This window comes from Alcaligenes endophyticus (genome assembly GCF_026344035.1).
Classification (GTDB): domain Bacteria; phylum Pseudomonadota; class Gammaproteobacteria; order Burkholderiales; family Burkholderiaceae_B; genus Alcaligenes; species Alcaligenes endophyticus.
Genome location: NZ_JAPKND010000006.1, coordinates 104726 through 123744 on the forward strand (window position 1 = coordinate 104726; position 19019 = coordinate 123744).

A 19019-nucleotide genomic window follows, 5' to 3' on the forward strand; every position below is an offset into this window, starting at 1 on the left:
GCATCGGCACGCACGCGCTTGCCTACATGGATGGCAAAGGAACTCAGCGCTTTGGTAGCGCATGACTAAGTCCGTCGATCTCTCTGTCAATACGCGGTAGCAATACGCGCTGGCGACGCGACTTGCAAGATGATGCTTTTGACGACTGTCGAACCTACCATCCAGAGTGATCTTGTCTAGATAACTTCACACCTCGGGCTACACACAAAAAGTGCCCTCCATTCCTAGCCGTTCAAGCGTAAGGCTGGAAGTCGTTGCTGTCTCGGCCGAGTAGCTGCATCAACTTGGGATGGATAAAGAGTTTTTCCTTACCAAACGCCATTTCGCGCAGCACGCCAAGGCTGACCAGATCATGCTGCAGTGTTAGTAAGAGTCCGCAGCACCAGGCTCCGCATACCTCCCTATCAAAGCGCACCAGTCCGAGGGGAAACGAGGTAGCGAGCCCTCCCTGCTTCTACCACTGCAGCATGATCTTGCCGATATGCGTGCTGGTCTCCATCAACGCATGCGCCTTGGCTGCCTCCTGCGCAGGGAAAACTTGGTGGATTACTGGGCGGGCCTTGCCGGATTCCAGCAGAGGCCACACACGCTCGTACAGTTGACGAGCCAACGCGGCCTTGAACTCAATTGGGCGCGACCGAAGCGTGGAACCGGTGATGGTCAGCCGCCGTTGCATGATCAGCAATGCATCGATGTTGGCCTGCTTGCCACCCAAATCAGCAATGAGCACCAACCTGCCTTCTTCGGCGAGCAACCCCAATTCGCGTGCCACGTAGTCGCCGGCTACCATGTCCAGAATCACGTCAACCCCCTTGCCTTCGGTGAGCCGATGAACCTCTTCGACAAAATCTTGCTCGTGATAGTTGATAGCGTGTGCCCCCAGCTTTTCGCAGGCCGCACACTTTTCAGCATTGCCTGCGGTGGCGAATACCCGATGACCGAACGCCCGGGCGAGTTGAATGGCGGTAACGCCGATTCCGCTAGAGCCGCCGTGCACCAACAGCGATTCAGATGTGCCTTTGGCGGTAGCGCCAAGGCGTCCGCGTTCGAACAAGTTACCCCACACGGTGAAGTAATTTTCCGGGAGCGCTGCCGCTTCAATAAGCGTCAGCCCCTTGGGAACGGGCAGACATTGGAGCAGCGGTGCCACCGCGTACTGTGCATAACCGCCACCAGTGAGCAACGCGCAAACGGAATCGCCGAGCTTAAGACCGAACGGGTTGTCGCCACCGAAGTCTCCCCCGACCAGCTCGCCGGAAACCTCTAATCCAGGCAGGTCGGATGCACCAGGGGGCGCAGGGTAATTGCCTTGGCGCTGAGCGACATCCGGACGATTGACCCCTGCGGCAGCGACCTTGATTAGTACTTCACCCGGTCCGGGGCACGGGATCGCACGCTCGGTTGGCTGCAGCGTGTCAGCTGCACCGGGTTTGGTAATTTCGATTGCTTGCATGGTATGCATGGGGATTCCTTGTTGGTTTTGACAACTGGGTCAACTTCAGCCATTCAAGGTTGAAGAGATATGGATGCAAGATTTTACAGTGCTTTGTAAAGTCCGTAGTAAGTACTTCTTTTTTGGCATCATGCTTGCTTATTCAACAGCCTCACTGCACTCATCAATCATACTAGCCCAGTCTTGCAACCAAGTGCTCGCGGTACGTCTTAAATCATGCAGTCCGAGTCATATCTCGATGGCAGTACAAAATCTGATCCAGCACTATTAGCAGCAGCATTAGGCGATATCGCCCGCGCCCGAGGCATGACTCAACTAGCGCATGACACCGAGCGAGCTATCTCCAGAAAGCCTTTCTGGAAAGCGTACGCCAAGCTCCGATACACTATCAAAATCATCCACGCCCAAGGCTTTAAGCTCAAGGTAGAGCCTACTACGCCTAGACGTGCAGCAAGGTGGCAGCAACGGTAGCCAATGCTTTGCCCAACACCACATGTTGCTCGGCATCAAGATGCACCCCATCAACAACGCTTGATGTGACGACGGTACTTGAGTCGAAGAAATGGCAGTCTATCTCTTGGCAAACCTTCTCATAGGCAGCAGCCAGGCCCACGCACTTGTGCTCTCCCCCTGCGAACTTGGGTGCAATCGGGCCTTTGGGTGTACAAATGGGCGGCGGCGCCACAACCAAGACTGGTGGCACGGGCATGTTTGGTTCAATCGGTGCACCACGAATGGCACAGATCAAAGCAGCGATGCCTTGTGAGGAATGCCACGCGTTGTGTTCATGCATGGATTGAAAGTCATTGGTGCCAAGCATGAGCACGACAAGCGCCAACGGCGAGTGGATTTCAATACGTTGAGCCAAGCCTACAAGACCATTTCTGCCGGGTTTGTAAGGATCATCCCAAACCGTGCGACGGCCGTTCAAACAATCTTCAATAATACGAACTCTTTTTCCGGAAGATAAGAGCCTGTTTTCCATGACGCCCGGCCAACGCTGATCAAAGGGCAGCCGTTGGCGCGTCGTGGGAATGATGCCCCAGGATAGCGAGTCTGAATAAACAAGAATTTGATGCATCGCAGCCTCCGATAGTAGGCTCTAATGTAATGTATCCCGCAGAATGTGCAATATAAGTTATTGCTGCGGTTGCACCCTTAACCTAGCCAAAAATGCAATTCACAAGCCGCAATATAAAAAACACCCAAGAACACCGTGCTCCCTTGACCCAAACCAAGAAGTTGGCCTTTACTTAAAAGGAAGATGTACAACAGCCAGTGGGGTTGATGTTTGCATGACAGGAGCAATAAGGTGTCTAGGATAAATTTAAATGTGCCATTTGCACAAAAAGATCAGGCGAAAGAATTAGGAGCGCGCTGGGATTCTATTCAGAAAACCTGGTACCTTCCGCCGGAGACAGATCCGACTCCGTTCGCACGCTGGTTACCAAAAAACTATACAGCCCCAACATCGACTTCCGACGCTGTTGAGTACCCCATCAGGGCATCACATTATTTCATTGCCAAATCACACACGACATGCTGGCGCTGTAAACAAATGACCGCTGTTTTTGCTTTTGCGCTTCCCCCGGGGCACGAAGTCTACGAATGGGAGGATGATCAAACAGGCTACTGGTATTCACCCGACGGGTTCTGCATTCTTTCCATGGTTAGCGACCTCGCGGCCCCTGCCAGCCATGCGATGCATCGGCTAACAAAAAATTATCACATGGCCTACAGCAAAAAAGCCGACGCTCGGTACTTTATGAACCATTGTGAGCACTGCAACGCAACACAGGGCGATTTCTACATGCACCATGAACCCGGCGGCGCCTTTTTTCCAACCAGCGAATGGGAAGCTCAATGCATCCACCTATACCCCGTCAATGCCCCCTTTATGGGCAACGGTGATACCGGATTACATTCGGAAGACTATTTCTATGATGCAATGCAAATCCAATCAGCTCTATAGAAAAATTAAAAAATGAACTTGAAGGCTCCAGAGATGACTGTTGCAGAACTGAAAAATATAGACGTCCTAGAGGGCTACATCAAAGGGCTGGAAGACCACCGAACGGACCTTTATATCGGCAGAGATATCGAGAATACCCAAGTGCCGCAGTCAGACTTTGAGCGGGTCAATCAACTATTGACACCTGCTTACGCGGGTAGACTGAAAAACATAGAGCCCAAAAATTTGGTTCGGCTTGCTCATTGCTACAGATGGACAAGGGCCACCGAGTGGTGGCCCTTGTCGACTAACGAGAATGCGAAATATCGTTTTCAAGCAGCATCCGAACATAACGAGTATAAGGAATGCCTTTACTGGCTGCCTTCGCTTTAACCGCAGATAACAGCGCGGATGGAATGCGCATGTTCAACGCAGCTTCCTTCTTAGCGAATTCAAACTTCATTGGCTTGAAGCCGGACAGATCGTATTTCGACAGATCAGCATCCGTCACAAATTTTTCGGCTTCTGCATCACTGCGTAACGGTGGCAGAGACTTAAGTTTTCTGTTCATAATGATCGATCTCCTTCTGGTGCATGAAACGTGCGCTGATGGGTCGCAATTTGGTTTGGCCATCTACCTTGCGAAACATAAACACCAAAAACACATACCGGCCAGCAACAGTTTTTCCAATAGCCCTCATGCGCGGCTCATCAGGAAACGGATCAGGCATAACAGCAGGGCCACCCAAGAAAACCTGCTCGATTTCCTCACGAGTAACACCGTGCTTGCTGCACTTGGGCCAGTTGCCGTCATCCCAGTCAAGCCCATGTATTTCCACACGATTAATATACATTAACGTCTACACAAATGCAAAACAAGACCCTGTGACAGCAGGGCCTTGGATCCCTAGTAACCTCTATAAGTGCAGCACTGGCTGCTGTGGAACGTATTGACGAATGCCATACCAATCAAGTGCCGTTTTGCCACCGACATGGAGCCCTTCAAAGCGGCGTTGTAATAACAATAAACTAGGATCAAGCGCCAAACTATCGTTGGGACGACAGTACACCCCTCGCGCTAGCCGCATGAGCAAACCTGCCCTGGCGTGGTGAACAGCAAAATCAGCTGAAATGCCTAATTCCGCCAGATCCTTGGAAGTCAGTGGCGTACCTGGCACTAGTCTGGTGTAAAGTGCAGCAAAACTACGATTAAAACAAAGTTACTAAAATTAATCGATGATGGTGGGCCTACAGAACTACTCGCTCTGCTTACTATGAGGCCCTCGGCCCATGCTTTTTATCCATTTGGTTTAAAAAACCAACTAACTAGCCGCTGCAACGGCTGGCTCAATAAATAAATCTGCGCTGATATTAAAGCGCGCTACCAAGGCGGATATCTGGCGAGGATGAACTCGGCACAACATAGTGCTGAGCATCAAAATCGGCAATTAAAGTGCTAACCATCGCAAACAAATCTGCCAACTCACCTGCGTCGCTAGCTAAACCACTCTCTATGAGAGCATCCGCTAGCGCTACCATACGCTCATAACCTTCCTCATCCTGAATAGGAGCGACCAAGCCTGTTACCCCTTGCAAAGCAGACCACTTAGCACGGATCTCATTGACATCTAGAGTCATCATTTCCAATCTCCTTTGTCGTACTCAGTGTGATTGATTAAATATTTTATAAAGGCTCAACACTACCAGGCAAGGTGAGGATGCTCAGATAATCCACCTACTAAAAACCCAGTGGACACTACCACACTAAATAGTTCTACAAGCAATAACCTTAATCTTATAGTTACGTTCGGCCATGTGTTCAGCCTGCCCTCTTCAGGGGCATCGGTCATCACTTAGGTCGATGCACAATGCGAGCAATCATTTTATTAGTTTTTACTCGCCCTAATTTTTTGCCAAACGAATCTACCTAAAGTCTCGGACAGCAATCACATCATGACAACTTGGGCACCCTTTCATTACAGAGGAAAGTAATACCGCCTTGAACACCTGCACCCGTTTGTCATGACGATCATCCAGCCAGCTAAAGAGGGCAAAGTAGAAATTTCGTACTGCGTGCATGTATCCTTTAGCTTGCATACCTTCACCAGAACACCAAACCCTCGCCGCCAAGAAGTGCTGAAGGACTTCTACCTTCTACCAATTAACATTGATAATCAAGACCATAAACACCTACGCAGGCAAATTGCTCTACCCGCCCACAGCACCAAGACGTTAACCCGATGTAAAAGCGAGCCATAGTGTGGTGGTTAGGTTTTTATTCTGTGATCGTAAAGCCAACGACGTATTTTTTTCGCGCTAATCTGTCGTGAATCTGGATGCTCGGGGTTCAGCAGTACGCAATATTCTTCTGGTATGACAATAGATGGCACTAGCGCGATGGCGCTTTGTTGCTGGGCTAACCAGTTATCGCCCCAATCAAGCGAGACTTTGCCTGGGGGCAACGCATCCCACCCAATTAGGCTATCGTGCTGCAAGACGGTGGCAGCTTGCCACAGGCTTTCTGGTAGGGTGATTTCCACCAAATAGCTATTTAAAGGCAAGGAGCCGCTTTGTAGATGAACGACGGTTTCTAAGCAAGCTAAAGCGCGACTGCTGGCCGCATACACCATAGGATGGCCTTTGCGGTTCCAACGGCCACCACTGATTCTGGCCCCTTCGCCTTGCATATCGTGGGCTTCATAGGTGGGCGTATCCACCCCGATGCGCCATATTTGTAAGCTTGCTTTCTCGCTCATGCATAGGCGCCTGACTGCATACGCGCCAGGGTATCGGAAATCAGCATAAAGCCTTCCGCCGTATCCATGTACTGGCCTGGCGGCACACCTCCAAGGGCTGGGTTAGGCTCGGCCAACCATTGTGCTAACCACAAGGCCGCGTCAAAATTAGTACTGTCACCGGATTCGTCTACCATGCGTTGCACCTGACGAATCAGCCGAGTCATGGCCAAGGCTTGCTCACCCTCAGGGCGGCTTAAGGGTTGTACATCGCGAATGCGTCGCTTGATAGTCGCTTCAGGCAGCCCCATCCAATCTAACAATTGAATCCGCGGCACATGCATAGCCGTACCAAGATCATCGATAAGCTCGGCAGGCACCCCTTCACGCACTAAACGAATGCGATCTTGTACATCCATGTCGGCGTATCTGGTCAACAGACTGGGGGCATTTTCAGCTAGCCCGGTTGTTTTACTTGCGTGACGCAATACATAAGCCTGCCTGCCCGGCAACTTTTTTGTTGCTGGTGTAGCGCTAGCCGCCACCGCAGACCTACGCGTTCTGCGCACAACGGGCGTTTCTTTGTTCGGATTCATAGCCACCTCACTTCGGCTCATATGAGCCTTTAATATAGCTCAAACAAACCAACTCATGCAAGCCCTACCAGGCTACCGGTGTGCTAATTGTCTAACCAAACGTACATTTTCTGCTTCATGTTCATAGGCGCGATGACGTACATCCCACAGCTCTACCGCATGTTGAATATCTAGCCAGAAATCCGGCGTATTACCCAAAGCAGCTGCCAATTTAATGGCCATCGGAGCAGTCAGCACGCCTTTATCGTTCACAATACGACTTAAGGTGTTTCTATGTACCCCCATGGCCTCCGCAAGCTCTTTGATATCAATATTTAAGGGCTGCAAAAACTCCAGTGTCAGCATTTCACCAACGGTGACGGGCCTACGTTTCGTCGCTCTCATTACACTACTCCGCTATAACTCGTAGACATGCGGGTCCAAATAGGCGTTTTTTGCTAGACCGTTTTCCCATATAAAAATCAAACGATACTGTCGGTTCACACGAATAGAACACGGTCCTATCAATTTTCCTTGTAAATGCTCAAAACGATTATCTGGCGGCGCCCGAAGATCAGACTCTTTGTAGGCGGCATCTAAAATTTGCAATTTTCTAAAAAGCGCATTTTCAATTGTTTGCGGGATTTTTCTTGAACTAAGACCTTTCTCATAAAAAGCAGCCAGCCAAGTATCACGAAACTCAATCGCCATAAAAACTCTTTACAAAACATTCTATGCATAATGACGTTGTGCGTCAACGGTTAGCACAGGTAATAAGAAAGATGCCGCAAGGGATTTAATCCATCTTCGCCATAAGAGCTTTATTTAAACTTAATTCACTTAAGCAAACTACGACACAAACCGGATTTATCCTACCGAAAAGTACGTAGTCATCATCCTCTTCAAGCGCCCCACTCTCACCGACAAAACACACCACTCATGTTGCAACTGGATACCTAAAAGCGGTGCTTGCTTATCCAAGTTGTCATGTTCAGTGGGTACGCTTTGCTTATTATTAACTCATTAGATCAACCTACTGTATGAGCAGCCAGCGCCCTTCTTTTACACATGCTTGGACTTCTTTTTCGCAAGTCCACGGATCCGTAGAAAATGTCGGCTCCGTAATAGGTGGCAAGGTTAAAACTAATATTGATGCTGGTATTTTTACCAATGCCTGCGCCATCAGAATGAGCTATGTATTTAACCAAACCGGTTTTTCCATTCCTTCCAACGCTGGTGCAGTTTCGTCCGGCGCCAAAGGAGAAAAATATTTATTTCGTGTTAGCGATTTAAGTAATCACATTGAGACCCGCTTTGGTAAGCCCGATTACGTACAGAACAATCCAAATTTACAGCAGTTTTTGGGCAAAAAAGGCATACTGCTCTTCGAGGTCTCTGGCTGGAATGATGCCACCGGACACGTCACGCTGTGGAACGGATCCACATGCTCGGATACTTGTTATTTTGCGCGTGCTACGCGCGCTAAACTGTGGGTTCTACCATGATTATGCATAAAATCTGTTTACTACTTCTGGTCGCCCTTGGTGTGAATGCTCACGCCAAGCCCCTAGACAAGGATCAAAATCAACAACAACTGAACAAATTTGCGATTAGCCAATGTCTGATGCAGTCTTTCCCTAACAGCGAACTGGCCGCCGATGCAGGGCGAGCTTCGGGCGCCTATGTGGAGTTCAGCGAAGGCGAAATCGAGGTTTATGAAAAAATTGCTGCCGCCGTGGCCGAACAACTGCAACACCCTTATCAGTCCAAAAGCGGGGGCTCATTACACGTGATGCAATGCCTAGAGATGCCCGAGCAAGCAGAGCTGCAATCTATCATTGGCACGGTTGATCCTACACGCCCGTAAGCAGGGTTTTCAATAGGCGAAAAATACTATTGCTGATAATGGCGCTAGGGCTGTGGGTAAACAATTCCCAACTCCAAATCGGCGAAGCAAGAAAAAACGAAAAACTTTATTTCTTTTTTCTCTATTCTTTACTTTTTTGTTTGCCTACCATAAGCTCATCTAAGTGGTCCTACACACACTCTTAAACATGGCTTCAACTGGGAGAGGGAAATGGGCGATAAGGGTTACCTTAATTTATGTTTACCATGCCAAAAACTGCCGTTAGCTGTATCAGATAAGCAAAAACATGCTTATATGAATGTCGTGGCTGAGCACATCAACAAGTCAGGCCTCACATTCGTACACTTATACCGATGCTATCACTGCACGGCTCTGTGGTCTTTTGAACAAGATCATGAAGGATCACGCCTAGGATTCCAGCTTTGGCCTGGCGATATAGAAAGCTTTCAACACGAGCACAGCGTCGTCCTCGCCCCGGCCTCCGAAAGCCCTTGGTCTTTCCGTCTTTCCCACCATAGCCTGTCATTACCGCCGGGCAGCTCCTGGCAATAAGCCTTAGTCTAGGCAATAAAAAAACCGAACGTCGCTCGTTAAGCGAGGTTCGGTTTTATCAGATAAAACGTAAGCGGCCTGCCAAAAAATGGTCAGCCTACGGACGCTTTATCCTTGTGCAGTCAATTCTGAATCCTGCTGCTCAAAGGACTTCTCGTCCTCGACATCATCCTTGCGCTGTTCTGGTGCTACCCAATTTAATGGTTGAACTTCCACAAGGGGCTTGCGACGAACCGGCTTCTTTGTAGACACTAAGCAAAACTCCTGTATACATCGGCAAGACGGAGCACACCCACTGGCTCCGAACAATATCCATCATAACACAAACAAGTAAAAACCTCAAATAAACAAGAAGTTAGCCGCGTTTTAGAAGAAGATAACAGAAATAAAAGAAAATTAAATACTCTGCGCATGACTGCACTGGTGGGGATACTCTCCCCTTGAACAAGGACAAGTTCACCCTAGCAAGGCTACACTATGACAATACTCTGATTACGCTACGGGACCACTGTTCAGGGCGCACTCCTTGAACCCAGACTTTTTATGACCACCTTAAAACTCACCACCTGGAACGTCAATTCGCTTAATGTACGCTTGCCTCAAGTGATACAGTGGCTACAAGCCAACCCTGTAGATGTGCTTTGTCTACAAGAACTTAAAATTCCTGACGAACGCTTCCCTATCGAAGCCTTACAAGAAATCGGTTACCAAGCGGTATGGGCGGGTCAAAAGACCTATAACGGGGTTGCCTTAATTTCACGTACTCAAGGGTATGACGTACAACGAAACATTCCCGACTTTGACGACCACCAGCAACGTATTATTGCGGCGACCTACGACACTAGCGCCGGCCCTGTACGGGTAATAAGTGCCTACTGCCCTAACGGTCAAGATTTAGAAAGCGATAAATACACGTACAAACTGGCTTGGTTTGAAGCGCTATATCAGTGGCTAAGTACGGAAATACAAAAGTATCCCCATCTAGCGATACTTGGGGACTATAATATCGCCCCTACGGATGCTGACGTGCATGATCCCGCTAAATGGCAAAACGTGGTCTTAGTTTCTGAGCCCGAGCGTGCGGCGCTGAATAAATTACTCAGCCTAGGACTTCATGATGCCTATCGCCTGTTTGAGCAAAACGGCAGCCCATTTACGTGGTGGGACTACCGCCGATTTGCCTTTAGACGGGATGCAGGTTTGCGGATTGATCACGCATTACTTTCTGATAGCCTGAAAGAGTTCTGCGTCGCATGTGAGATTGATCGCGAGCCGCGCACTTGGGAGCAGCCTTCGGACCACACCCCTGTTACGGCAGTACTGCAATTACCTTGAACAAAGAAGCCCTACTATGCAAGTACAAAGTGAAGTTTTGCGCACCATACCCGCCGGTTCAGTACTGCAAATTAGCCTAGACGAACATACTGTTTGGGCTTATGTCGTACTGAGCGAACCTGATCTTGAGCGGGTTGCTGAATTCGTGCCACAAGAGCAGTTTGAAGCCGGAGGCGATATTCATGTAATGGCTATCACCCAAGCTGCAGACGCTCCTGAGCTTGTGCAAGAGGTACTGTTCAATATGAACCCCGGCGATACCGTCGTGTTTCTGTGCAACGATTTACGTAGCCGCCAAGCCGTGCTGGATGAGTTCGGCCAAAACACTGACCTTTTTAACGATTAATTTTTTCCTTTCTTCACCGCGCTTATGTCGTCTGCTCACTTTCCTGGCAGTGTTTTTATTGTGGTAGCCCCCAGCGGGGCTGGCAAATCCAGTCTGGTTAATGCTTTACTTGCCCAAGACCATAACATTAGTTTATCGATTTCTTGCACGACACGCGCCCCACGCCCAGGCGAAGAGCACGCTAAGCACTATTACTTTGTGGACACCCCAGAGTTCGAAAGCTTGCGCGATGACAATGCCATGCTTGAGTGGGCGCATGTTCATGGCAATTACTACGGCACACCCCGCAAAGCTGTAGAACAAGCCTTGAATGCGGGCAAAGACGTGCTATTGGAAATTGACTGGCAAGGAGCGCGCCAAGTAAAAGAGAACTTCCCCCAAGCGGTGGGTATCTTTATTTTGCCCCCTTCACTGGCTATACTAGAGAAAAGGCTACGCACTCGCGGCCAAGATAGCGATGAAGTGATTGAGCGTCGCTTACTGGCTGCAACAGGCGAGATCAGCCATGTGCATGAATGCCAATATGTTATTATAAATCAAGATTTTGACACTGCTGTGGCACAGCTTTCCCTGATTGTGCAAGCCAGTCGTTTACGGGTCGCCAACCAAGCGGCTCGACAAACCTCCGTTTTTCAACAGTTAGGTCTTTAAACAGGCTTAACTTAACCTTAAAGTTATCAAACATGGCTCGTATTACTGTAGAAGACTGCCTGGAGCAGATTCCTAATCGCTTTAATCTTACGCTAACCGCCGCCTACCGCGCTCGCGAACTGGCTCAAGGTCACGAACCCCGCATAGAGTCCAAAAACAAACCAACAGTGACCGCTTTACGTGAAATTGCGGCTGGTGCAACCGGCATAGAAATGCTGCGTAAGGTACCCACCTAACACTTAGAGGTATTCAATGGTATTTCCGCGGTTTCGAGGCGCATCAACTGGTCTATTAGCTGTTTTAAAAAAAGGGTCACGCCTAGGAAAACGCAAGGCCTCAGCACGCCCGAATGGCGTCTATTCACCCGAGGCCGAACAAAGTACCAACAACACCATCGCCTCGCTGGCGCCGCTCACGAAAATCATCTCCAAATACTTGGATCCGAAAGATGTAGAGCGGGTACGCGAGGCGTATCGTTTTTCTGACCAAGCGCATTTAGGACAATTCCGTGCTAGCGGCGAACCCTACATTTCGCACCCTATCGCAGTAACCGAAATTTGTGCTGGCTGGAAACTCGATGCAGACTCTTTGATGGCTGCATTATTGCACGACGTCATTGAAGACCAAGATGTCAGCAAACAAGAGCTCGCCGAGAAATTCGGTGCCGATGTCGCTGAGATTGTAGACGGTGTCTCTAAACTGGATCGCTTAGAAGTCGCCACAAAAACACAACAGCAAGCCGATAGCTTTCGCAAAATGCTACTGGCCATGTCGCGCGATGTACGGGTCATACTGATTAAACTGGCCGACCGCCTGCATAATATGCGCACACTGGATGCCGTCAAGCCAGAAAAGCGTCGCCGCGTCGCCCAAGAAACCCTAGACATTTACGCACCCATTGCCCACCGACTAGGGCTCAACGCCTTATTTCGCGAGCTGCAAGATCGTTGCTTCAAAGCCATGTACCCTAATCGCTATCGGGTACTACACAAGGCCTTGATGTCCGCGCGCGGCAATCGCCGGGAAGTACTCAGCAAAATCACTGATGCAGTGCGGGTTGCCCTGCCCGCTGCCGGCATCGAGGCCGATGTCAGTGGTCGGGAAAAATCGCTTTACAGTATCTTCTGTAAAATGGTCGAGCAAAAAAAGTCTTTTTCGGACGTACTTGATATTTACGGTTTTAGGGTTATTGTGCACACCCTACCCGAATGCTACCTGGCCTTAGGCACCTTACATCAGTTGTATCGCCCCGTGCCAGGCAAATTTAAAGACTACATTGCCATCCCCAAAGTGAATGGCTACCAGTCGCTACACACCACGCTTATCGGCCCTTACGGCACGCCTGTCGAATTTCAGTTCCGCACGCGCGAGATGGATCATGTTGCCGAAGAAGGCGTTGCTTCGCATTGGCTCTACAAAGACGACGATGTCACGCTTAACGACCTACAAAAGCGCACGCACCGCTGGCTGCAGTCTTTACTTGATATACAAAGCCAAACTGGCGATTCCACTGAATTCCTAGAGCATGTCAAAGTCGACTTGTTCCCCGATGCCGTTTATGTGTATACCCCAAAGGGCAAAATTATCTCCTTACCTCGGGGCGCCACACCCGTAGACTTTGCCTACACTATTCATACCGATATTGGCAATCATGCCGTTGCTTCCAAAATCAATGGCGAATTTGCCCCACTACGCACTGATTTGAAAAGTGGTGACTCGGTTGAAATCATCACTTCTCCGGCAGCACGCCCACAGGCTCAGTGGCTTAATTATGTGCGCTCTGGCCGTGCCCGTTCGGAAATCCGTCATTTTCTTCGTACCGTACAGTACGAAGAGTCGCTTGATTTTGGCCGTCGTTTATTAGATCAAGCGTTCGAGCAAATGGGCTTGCCACCGGTACGTGATGACGACCCCGCTTGGGACAAGTTAGCTAAAAGCTCTGGCGCCGCGTCACGAGAAGAAATCCTTACCGATATTGGCTTGGGCAAACGTTTAGCTGCGGTCGTGGCACGCCGCTTCGCTCCAGAAACCACCCTGCTAGAAACCACAGCAGCAGCCATCGACGATTTCACCTCCAGCTCCTTGGCTCCTATTCTTATTCAAGGCAACGAAGGGCAAGCAGTACAATTAGCACCTTGCTGCGGCCCGTTACCAGGCGACGCGATTATCGGCGGCATACGTATGGGCCACGGCTTAGTGGTGCACATGGCAGAGTGTGAAATCGCTCAGCGTGCTCAGGCCAAAGAACCCGAGCGTTGGGTACCGGTAATGTGGGATAGCAATACGGCTCGACACTTGTCTACCCGCCTTGATGTTACCGTCCTTAACGAGCGTGGAGTCCTCGGTCGTCTGGCTGCTGAAATCACCGATGCCGACTCCAACATTATTCACATTTCCATGCCAGATGAAGCCGCCGCAACCTCCTTGTTGCATGTCACTGTACAGGTAGATAGCCGCAATCATTTGGCTCGTGTGATACGCGCCATACGGCATGTGCCTCAGGTGCAAAAGATAGTGCGGGTGAAGGGTTAAGCAGTGGTAAAGGGTACCCGCAGCCCCTTCTTGCCTTACAGCAACACGTAAAGGCTTAAGCCGTAGGTAAGCACCCCTAACAGGGTGCCTATGGCAATACCACCCAAGCGGTGGCCTACCATCACACCTAGTAAACCTAAGGCAACACAAAGGCTGTCACTTAGCCAACTAGGTGGTGTAAGCAAACCAGCTAAGGAAATACACAGCAAAGCCACGATGGCTGCTGGCCCAATGGCTTGCAGCACCGGGATCAAGCGTGTTGAGTGTGCCTTGTCGCTATGCTGCTGTTGCCCGCGCTCGTGCCATTTCATGGGCAACACACGAATTAAGTATGTGCCTAAACCCGCCAACGCAATCACTATCATCAACACCGTTATATCTTGCATAATAGCTCCTGCCTATTGACGCCGCAAAGCGTATGCACCGCCTGCTAGCATCGCTACAATAATGCCCAGATAGGCTGGCATCAACCAGACCGATAATAGCGCCACCACGGCGGCGGTATACATCACGCCAGGGGCTACCGCATGACGTATTTCTAACAACAACGCAAAAAACAAAGCCGGCAATACAAAACCCAAGGTTTTGGTGAGCACCTGTGAGTCAGCCAGTAGGTCTTGGGCTAAGTAAGCGCCCACTGCTGTACCGCCCACCCAAGAAGCATAGGCCCCTAGTTGCAAACCACAGTACCACCACTCACGCTGTTCGGCAGGCACATTTGCCATTTTCCCCGAGGCAGACGCAAAGACTTCGTCGGTTAAACCCGCCCCCAGAATAAATACCGATAAATGGCGTGGGGCCGTACCAAAATGGGTCAATATAGAAGGGCCGTAAAACAAGTGACGCAGATTCATCACCACCACTACTGCCAACAAGCTGGCCATATTGGCACCCGTTGCCAACATGCTAAGCAGAACAAACTGGCTGGCTCCGGCATACACTAATAAGGAAATCAATACGGCTACAAAAGGACTTAAGCCCTGATGATAAGCAGTTAATCCAAAAGAAATGGCCACCGGAATATAGCCTAGTGCGATGGCCGAACTATCCAGTAGGCCGCGCCTAAAACCGCTTACGGCAAAAGCAGACATGTAAGCTTCCTAGGGTTGAAAAGCCTGAATAAAAATCGCAGGATCCACTCGAGCATTATTTAAGCTCACATTCCAATGCAAATGCGGGCCGGTTGCACGGCCAGTGGCCCCTACTCGCCCTAGCACCTCGCCCCGTTTAATGCTGTCGCCCGGCTGCACATCAATCGCCGACAGATGGCAATACATGGTGATAAACCCCTGCCCATGATCAACAAACACCGTTTTACCATTGAAAAAGTAGTCGCCCACAAGAGAGACTACCCCATCTGCTGGGGCCTTAACGGGAGTTCCCTGCGGGGATGCCAAATCTAAGCCCGAATGGGGGTTACGCTCCTCGCCATTAAAAAAACGGCGCAAACCGAAAGGACTGGATAAACGTCCCGGCACGGGTTTTTCAAAGACCACATTGGAAGGACCTTCGGGCCGGAACTGACTATAGGCCTGAATTTGTGCCGCATATTCGGCAGCGAAGCGAGCTTGTTGTTGAGGATCTGGGTTCACATGCGCTTGATTTTTCAAACGTATATGTTGCTCTTTATAGTGCTTGTTACCTACCACCACGTGTAAGCTCAAACCCTGGTTGTCTTGCAGGCTAATCGTACCGGGCTTGGTTTTTAAATCTATGCCCACGATAGCCTTCCAAGCGCCGTCGGCATCCTTTATGACCATCACACGCTGCCCATCTACATACACCTCGGGCGCCTGCTCTGCCTGCCCCGCATTGAGCACGGCTACGCCACCCGGCACGGGCTTATGCAACACCCTTTCTATGTAGGTAGAGGCCTGCACCAACGGCGCCGCTAGGCTTAGGCTTGCTAAAAGCAATGCGTAGCGCCACGCACGTAGAACTTGCAGTCGCTCAGGCCACTTTGTCATTATCATGATCGCACCATAAAAAAACGATGACCACACTACACGGTGGTCATCGTTAATTAATCAACCCATTACCGCCCTATCAGTCAGGCAGCAATAGCTTAGTCTTGGCTAGTAGGATTGATTTCCTCGGCCGCCGCAGGCAGGATTTTAACACCTTGCTCTTGACGTAGCACTTGTAGCACGGCCTGTGCTTCGCTATTGCCCAGAAGCGGGCTCATGCGGGCTGCAATGAATTGCTCACCTTGTGGACTGACTGTGCCAGGGATATCTTCGAGCACCTCAACCAGACGATATTGATCAGCCCCCTGAATGCCTACATACGTAGGTAAGGTCTGAGTATCCACGGCCATGATTGTGTTCAAGTCAGCTTCAGTAAAAACGCCGAAATCAGAGCGACTCACCTGTTCTGCAGGCGTGAAGCCTACTCGCTCTAGTGTGTTATCAGCTTGCAGACGCTTTAATTCCGCCTCACCTTCTGCAACCGCCAAGGCCAAGGCTTTTTCATGGCGCAGACGCTCGACTAGACTATCTTTAACTTGTGCAAACTCGGGCACATAAGCCGGAATCACGTCAGCGACACGCAAAGCGATAATCGTATCTGGCGACAGTTCCAATACGCCCGAATTTTTACGGTCTTTCAGGCTAATAGGCGCAAACAAAGACTGCCGCACACGGCTGTCATTGAGGGTGACCCAATAAGGGCTGCTAGCGGCCGCATTATCGCCCTGCACCTGAGAGGCGTCCAACAAGCCTTGACGAGTAATACCAGCGGCTACATGCAACGGCAAACCTAAGGTTTGGGCGGCTGGCTGCAGGCTATCTTCGTTCTCGTAAACTAAGTCAGTGAGTACGGTGGCGATTTCGGCAAAGCTTTCTGCCGCCATTTGTGTGCGTAACTCTTGCTCAATCTGCGTTTTAGCCTGCTCAAAACTTTGACCACGTTCTGGTTCGGTCTCGAGCACTTTAAAGATATGAAAACCGCTAGGGCCTTCAATCACATCCGATACCGCACCGGTAGGCAAGGAGAACACAGCGTTTTGCAATGCAGCGGGCCAGCTACCATACACGATCCAACCCAGGTCACCACCTTGACTGGCGCTGCCTGCATCCTCGGACTGCGTTTTGGCCAGCTCAGCAAAATTGGCGTTATCAGCCTGTGCTGCCGTGGCTATTTGTTTGGCCTTGGCATGAGCCTGCTCACGCTCGCTATCGCTGGCACCGGCCGTTAACGCCACTAAAATATGACTGATGTGAGCACGCGCTGGCAATACAAAGCGACTTTTATTTTGCTCGTAGTAATGCTGGAGTTGTGCCTCGTCGGGAGTGCCCACACTGGCTGTTGCAGCGGCCTCGTCCAGCAATAGGAACTCAGCCGTTACTTGTTCGGGAATTTCTAAAGACTGCTTGTTCTTGTCATACCATTCCTGCAGCTCGGCATCGGTAACGTCTACTTGCTCTAGGTAATCAGCCTGACTGAACTGCTTAACGCGTATTTGTCGCGCTTCAGTCAATGCTCGCTCTAGCTGCCCCACTACGCTAGGCAAAATATGGGCGGTGCCCACAACAGGTTCCAATACCCGCGCCAAGGCCAACTGGGCACGTTCGCTTTGTTCGTAAGTACGCGCCTCGATGCCCGCCCCACGTAATCGCTCTTCGTACAACTTAGGTGAGAAAACGCCGTTTTCTTGAAAGGCTGGCGTGGCGGCGATGGACTCACGCAATACAGCATCCGAAGCACTAAATCGTTCTTGGGTAGCGACATTAATCAAAACACGCTGATCGATCATGTTATCGAGCAACTGCTGACGGATAGCCGGAGTGTCGTAACGCTCTATATCAAAGCCATCAGGCGAATTACGCTGAGCTTCTTCAAGTTGCGCGCGTCTAGCTTGATCGAACTCTTGTACAGTGATTCCACTATCACCTATCTGGACTATTTCTTTATCGCCCGTGGCGAAATTGGTATAACCGCTTACGCCTATCAGTACAAATGACGGCAAAATTAAAACTAGCAACACCAACAACATCAAGCGCTGATGTCTACGAATAAATTCAAACATTCATTATCACCTACTATCGCATGCAGCGAATCGCTGCGGATGAGCATGCCGTCTAGCGTGTCAAATTGACAATGCTTTGAGCACACCGTGCGTGTCTGGCATAAAATCGGCAGTGTAACACCATGCAATGGCTAAAAACCTAACCGGTTAGTTTACAGCCTGAATGAAAATAGTAAATCTGTTTTTTACATTCCATGCTTAATAAAGGAGCCCCATCGTGGCTAACTTCACGCACAACTGGAATTATCCTCAGCTTATCGCCCACCGTGGAGCCGGTAAGTTGGCGCCGGAAAACACCTTGTCTGCTATACGTTTAGGCGCGGCCAATGGCTTTAGCATGATGGAGTTCGACGTCAAACTAAGTCAAGATGGTGTACCTATTTTATTGCACGATGATGACGTAGACCGCACCAGCAACCACCAAGGCCCAGCTAGCGACTACACCTATGCGCAATTAGCTGAGTTAGACTTCGGCGCGTGGCACTCTTCTGCCTATGCCGGTGAGCCCATTGCCAGCTTATATAGCATTGCACACTACACCATAGCCAACCAAATTCACAGCAATATAGAAATTAAGCCCAGCGCAGGGCGCGAAGCTGAAACCGGTCAACGCATTGCCCTGTTGGCTCAGCAGTTATGGCAAGCGGCTGCTCTACCACCTTTGCTCTCGTCTTTTTCCGAGTCCAGCTTAGCGGCGGCCAAACAGGCTGCCCCAGATATGCCCCGTGCGCTGCTCATCGAGGCAGAATTACCCTCTAATTGGCAAGACAAGCTAGAGGAGCTAGGCTGCATAGGCTTGAACGTCAATACTCGGTATCTTACGCAAGCTCAGGCGCGAGCGATTAAACTAGCGGGTTACACCGTGTGCGTGTGGACCGTCAACGAAGCCGAGCGCGTGCGTGAACTATTGGACTGGGGCTGCGATGCCATCATTACCGATAGAATTACCACCATACGTCCAGACTCTTTTTAATTCCAAGGATCAGCTTAGGCTG

General features: G+C 50.1%; 23 protein-coding genes and 1 pseudogene. 10 read left to right on the forward strand and 14 right to left on the reverse strand.

Features of this window, described 5'->3' with window-relative positions; translation table 11 throughout:
- Positions 1–454 precede the first annotated feature (454 nt).
- Entirely contained in the window at positions 455–1453 is a 999-nt protein-coding gene (locus OSH01_RS11645; RefSeq protein WP_266124403.1) for an NAD(P)H-quinone oxidoreductase, read from the reverse strand.
- A gap of 216 nt (positions 1454–1669) precedes the next feature.
- Between OSH01_RS11645 and OSH01_RS11650 the strand changes: the two genes are divergently transcribed.
- Complete coding sequence (locus tag OSH01_RS11650; RefSeq protein WP_266124282.1) at positions 1670–1924, forward strand: helix-turn-helix domain-containing protein; 255 nt, start codon at positions 1670–1672, stop codon at positions 1922–1924.
- Here the strand turns inward: OSH01_RS11650 and OSH01_RS11655 are convergent.
- Positions 1893–2534 carry an SGNH/GDSL hydrolase family protein gene (locus OSH01_RS11655; RefSeq protein WP_266124283.1) on the reverse strand — a complete coding sequence of 214 codons (642 nt, stop codon included), beginning with the start codon at positions 2532–2534 and terminating at the stop codon, positions 1893–1895. The genes OSH01_RS11650 and OSH01_RS11655 overlap by 32 nt on opposite strands.
- Positions 2535–2765: 231 nt before the next feature.
- Here OSH01_RS11655 and OSH01_RS11660 point away from each other — a divergent pair, with 231 nt between their 5' ends.
- Positions 2766–3425, forward strand: a complete 660-nt coding sequence (locus OSH01_RS11660; protein ID WP_266124284.1) for a DUF5710 domain-containing protein — start codon at positions 2766–2768, stop codon at positions 3423–3425.
- A 286-nt stretch (positions 3426–3711) separates the two neighbouring features.
- Here the strand turns inward: OSH01_RS11660 and OSH01_RS11665 are convergent, their stop codons facing one another.
- The 8 genes and pseudogenes from OSH01_RS11665 to OSH01_RS11700 form a co-directional block, all read right to left on the reverse strand.
- Positions 3712–3975 carry a BrnA antitoxin family protein gene (locus OSH01_RS11665; protein WP_266124285.1) on the reverse strand — a complete coding sequence of 88 codons (264 nt, stop codon included), beginning with the start codon at positions 3973–3975 and terminating at the stop codon, positions 3712–3714.
- On the reverse strand, positions 3959–4258 hold the full coding sequence (locus OSH01_RS11670; protein WP_266124286.1) for a BrnT family toxin: 300 nt from the start codon (positions 4256–4258) through the stop codon (positions 3959–3961). Before OSH01_RS11670 ends, OSH01_RS11665 begins: the two co-directional genes overlap by 17 nt.
- A 66-nt stretch (positions 4259–4324) precedes the next feature.
- Positions 4325–4600 (reverse strand): annotated as a pseudogene (locus tag OSH01_RS11675) (AbiEi antitoxin N-terminal domain-containing protein); the annotation flags it as partial.
- A 175-nt stretch (positions 4601–4775) separates the two neighbouring features.
- Positions 4776–5045 (reverse strand): hypothetical protein, encoded by a 270-nt coding sequence (locus OSH01_RS11680; RefSeq protein WP_266124287.1) that lies wholly within the window; start codon positions 5043–5045, stop codon positions 4776–4778.
- Between the two features lie 626 nt (positions 5046–5671).
- Positions 5672–6160: an RES family NAD+ phosphorylase gene (locus OSH01_RS11685; protein ID WP_266124288.1), complete on the reverse strand. Its 489-nt coding sequence runs from the start codon at positions 6158–6160 to the stop codon at positions 5672–5674.
- Positions 6157–6756: an antitoxin Xre-like helix-turn-helix domain-containing protein gene (locus OSH01_RS11690; protein WP_266124289.1), complete on the reverse strand. Its 600-nt coding sequence runs from the start codon at positions 6754–6756 to the stop codon at positions 6157–6159. The genes OSH01_RS11685 and OSH01_RS11690 overlap by 4 nt, the downstream gene beginning before the upstream one ends.
- Before the next feature lie 51 nt (positions 6757–6807).
- Positions 6808–7119, reverse strand: coding sequence for a HigA family addiction module antitoxin (locus OSH01_RS11695; protein WP_266124290.1), 312 nt, complete (start codon positions 7117–7119; stop codon positions 6808–6810).
- Between the two features lie 12 nt (positions 7120–7131).
- Positions 7132–7425, reverse strand: coding sequence for a type II toxin-antitoxin system RelE/ParE family toxin (locus OSH01_RS11700; protein ID WP_266124291.1), 294 nt, complete (start codon positions 7423–7425; stop codon positions 7132–7134).
- A 329-nt stretch (positions 7426–7754) separates the two neighbouring features.
- Here OSH01_RS11700 and OSH01_RS11705 point away from each other — a divergent pair, with 329 nt between their 5' ends.
- From OSH01_RS11705 to OSH01_RS11735, 7 genes are all read left to right on the forward strand, one after another.
- Entirely contained in the window at positions 7755–8219 is a 465-nt protein-coding gene (locus OSH01_RS11705; protein ID WP_266124292.1) for a type VI secretion system amidase effector protein Tae4, read from the forward strand.
- Entirely contained in the window at positions 8216–8581 is a 366-nt protein-coding gene (locus OSH01_RS11710; RefSeq protein ID WP_266124293.1) for a T6SS amidase immunity protein Tai4 family protein, read from the forward strand. Before OSH01_RS11705 ends, OSH01_RS11710 begins: the two co-directional genes overlap by 4 nt.
- A gap of 1095 nt (positions 8582–9676) precedes the next feature.
- Positions 9677–10468, forward strand: a complete 792-nt coding sequence (gene xth / locus OSH01_RS11715; protein WP_266124294.1) for an exodeoxyribonuclease III — start codon at positions 9677–9679, stop codon at positions 10466–10468.
- Between the two features lie 16 nt (positions 10469–10484).
- Positions 10485–10814: a hypothetical protein gene (locus OSH01_RS11720; protein ID WP_266124295.1), complete on the forward strand. Its 330-nt coding sequence runs from the start codon at positions 10485–10487 to the stop codon at positions 10812–10814.
- Positions 10815–10838: 24 nt separating this feature from the next.
- Positions 10839–11465: a guanylate kinase gene (gene gmk, locus OSH01_RS11725; protein WP_266124296.1), complete on the forward strand. Its 627-nt coding sequence runs from the start codon at positions 10839–10841 to the stop codon at positions 11463–11465.
- Between the two features lie 32 nt (positions 11466–11497).
- Positions 11498–11701: a DNA-directed RNA polymerase subunit omega gene (gene rpoZ, locus OSH01_RS11730; protein WP_266124297.1), complete on the forward strand. Its 204-nt coding sequence runs from the start codon at positions 11498–11500 to the stop codon at positions 11699–11701.
- 16 nt (positions 11702–11717) lie between these two features.
- Positions 11718–13997: a RelA/SpoT family protein gene (locus OSH01_RS11735; RefSeq protein ID WP_266124298.1), complete on the forward strand. Its 2280-nt coding sequence runs from the start codon at positions 11718–11720 to the stop codon at positions 13995–13997.
- A gap of 35 nt (positions 13998–14032) precedes the next feature.
- On the opposite strand, the gene OSH01_RS11740 is transcribed toward OSH01_RS11735, so the two are convergent.
- The 4 genes from OSH01_RS11740 to OSH01_RS11755 all read right to left on the reverse strand — a co-directional run bounded on the left by OSH01_RS11740 (position 14033) and on the right by OSH01_RS11755 (position 18024).
- Positions 14033–14383 carry a hypothetical protein gene (locus OSH01_RS11740; protein ID WP_266124299.1) on the reverse strand — a complete coding sequence of 117 codons (351 nt, stop codon included), beginning with the start codon at positions 14381–14383 and terminating at the stop codon, positions 14033–14035.
- A 12-nt stretch (positions 14384–14395) separates the two neighbouring features.
- Positions 14396–15088 carry an AzlC family ABC transporter permease gene (locus OSH01_RS11745; RefSeq protein ID WP_266124300.1) on the reverse strand — a complete coding sequence of 231 codons (693 nt, stop codon included), beginning with the start codon at positions 15086–15088 and terminating at the stop codon, positions 14396–14398.
- A 9-nt stretch (positions 15089–15097) separates the two neighbouring features.
- The gene (locus OSH01_RS11750; protein ID WP_376918134.1) at positions 15098–15970 is read right to left on the reverse strand and encodes a peptidoglycan DD-metalloendopeptidase family protein; all 873 of its coding nucleotides are present in this window, start codon (positions 15968–15970) and stop codon (positions 15098–15100) included.
- Positions 15971–16062: 92 nt separating this feature from the next.
- On the reverse strand, positions 16063–18024 hold the full coding sequence (locus OSH01_RS11755; protein WP_266124301.1) for a SurA N-terminal domain-containing protein: 1962 nt from the start codon (positions 18022–18024) through the stop codon (positions 16063–16065).
- 217 nt (positions 18025–18241) lie between these two features.
- On the opposite strand from OSH01_RS11755, the gene ugpQ reads away from it, so the two are divergent.
- Positions 18242–18997 carry a glycerophosphodiester phosphodiesterase gene (gene ugpQ, locus OSH01_RS11760; RefSeq protein WP_266124302.1) on the forward strand — a complete coding sequence of 252 codons (756 nt, stop codon included), beginning with the start codon at positions 18242–18244 and terminating at the stop codon, positions 18995–18997.
- Positions 18998–19019 lie beyond the last annotated feature (22 nt).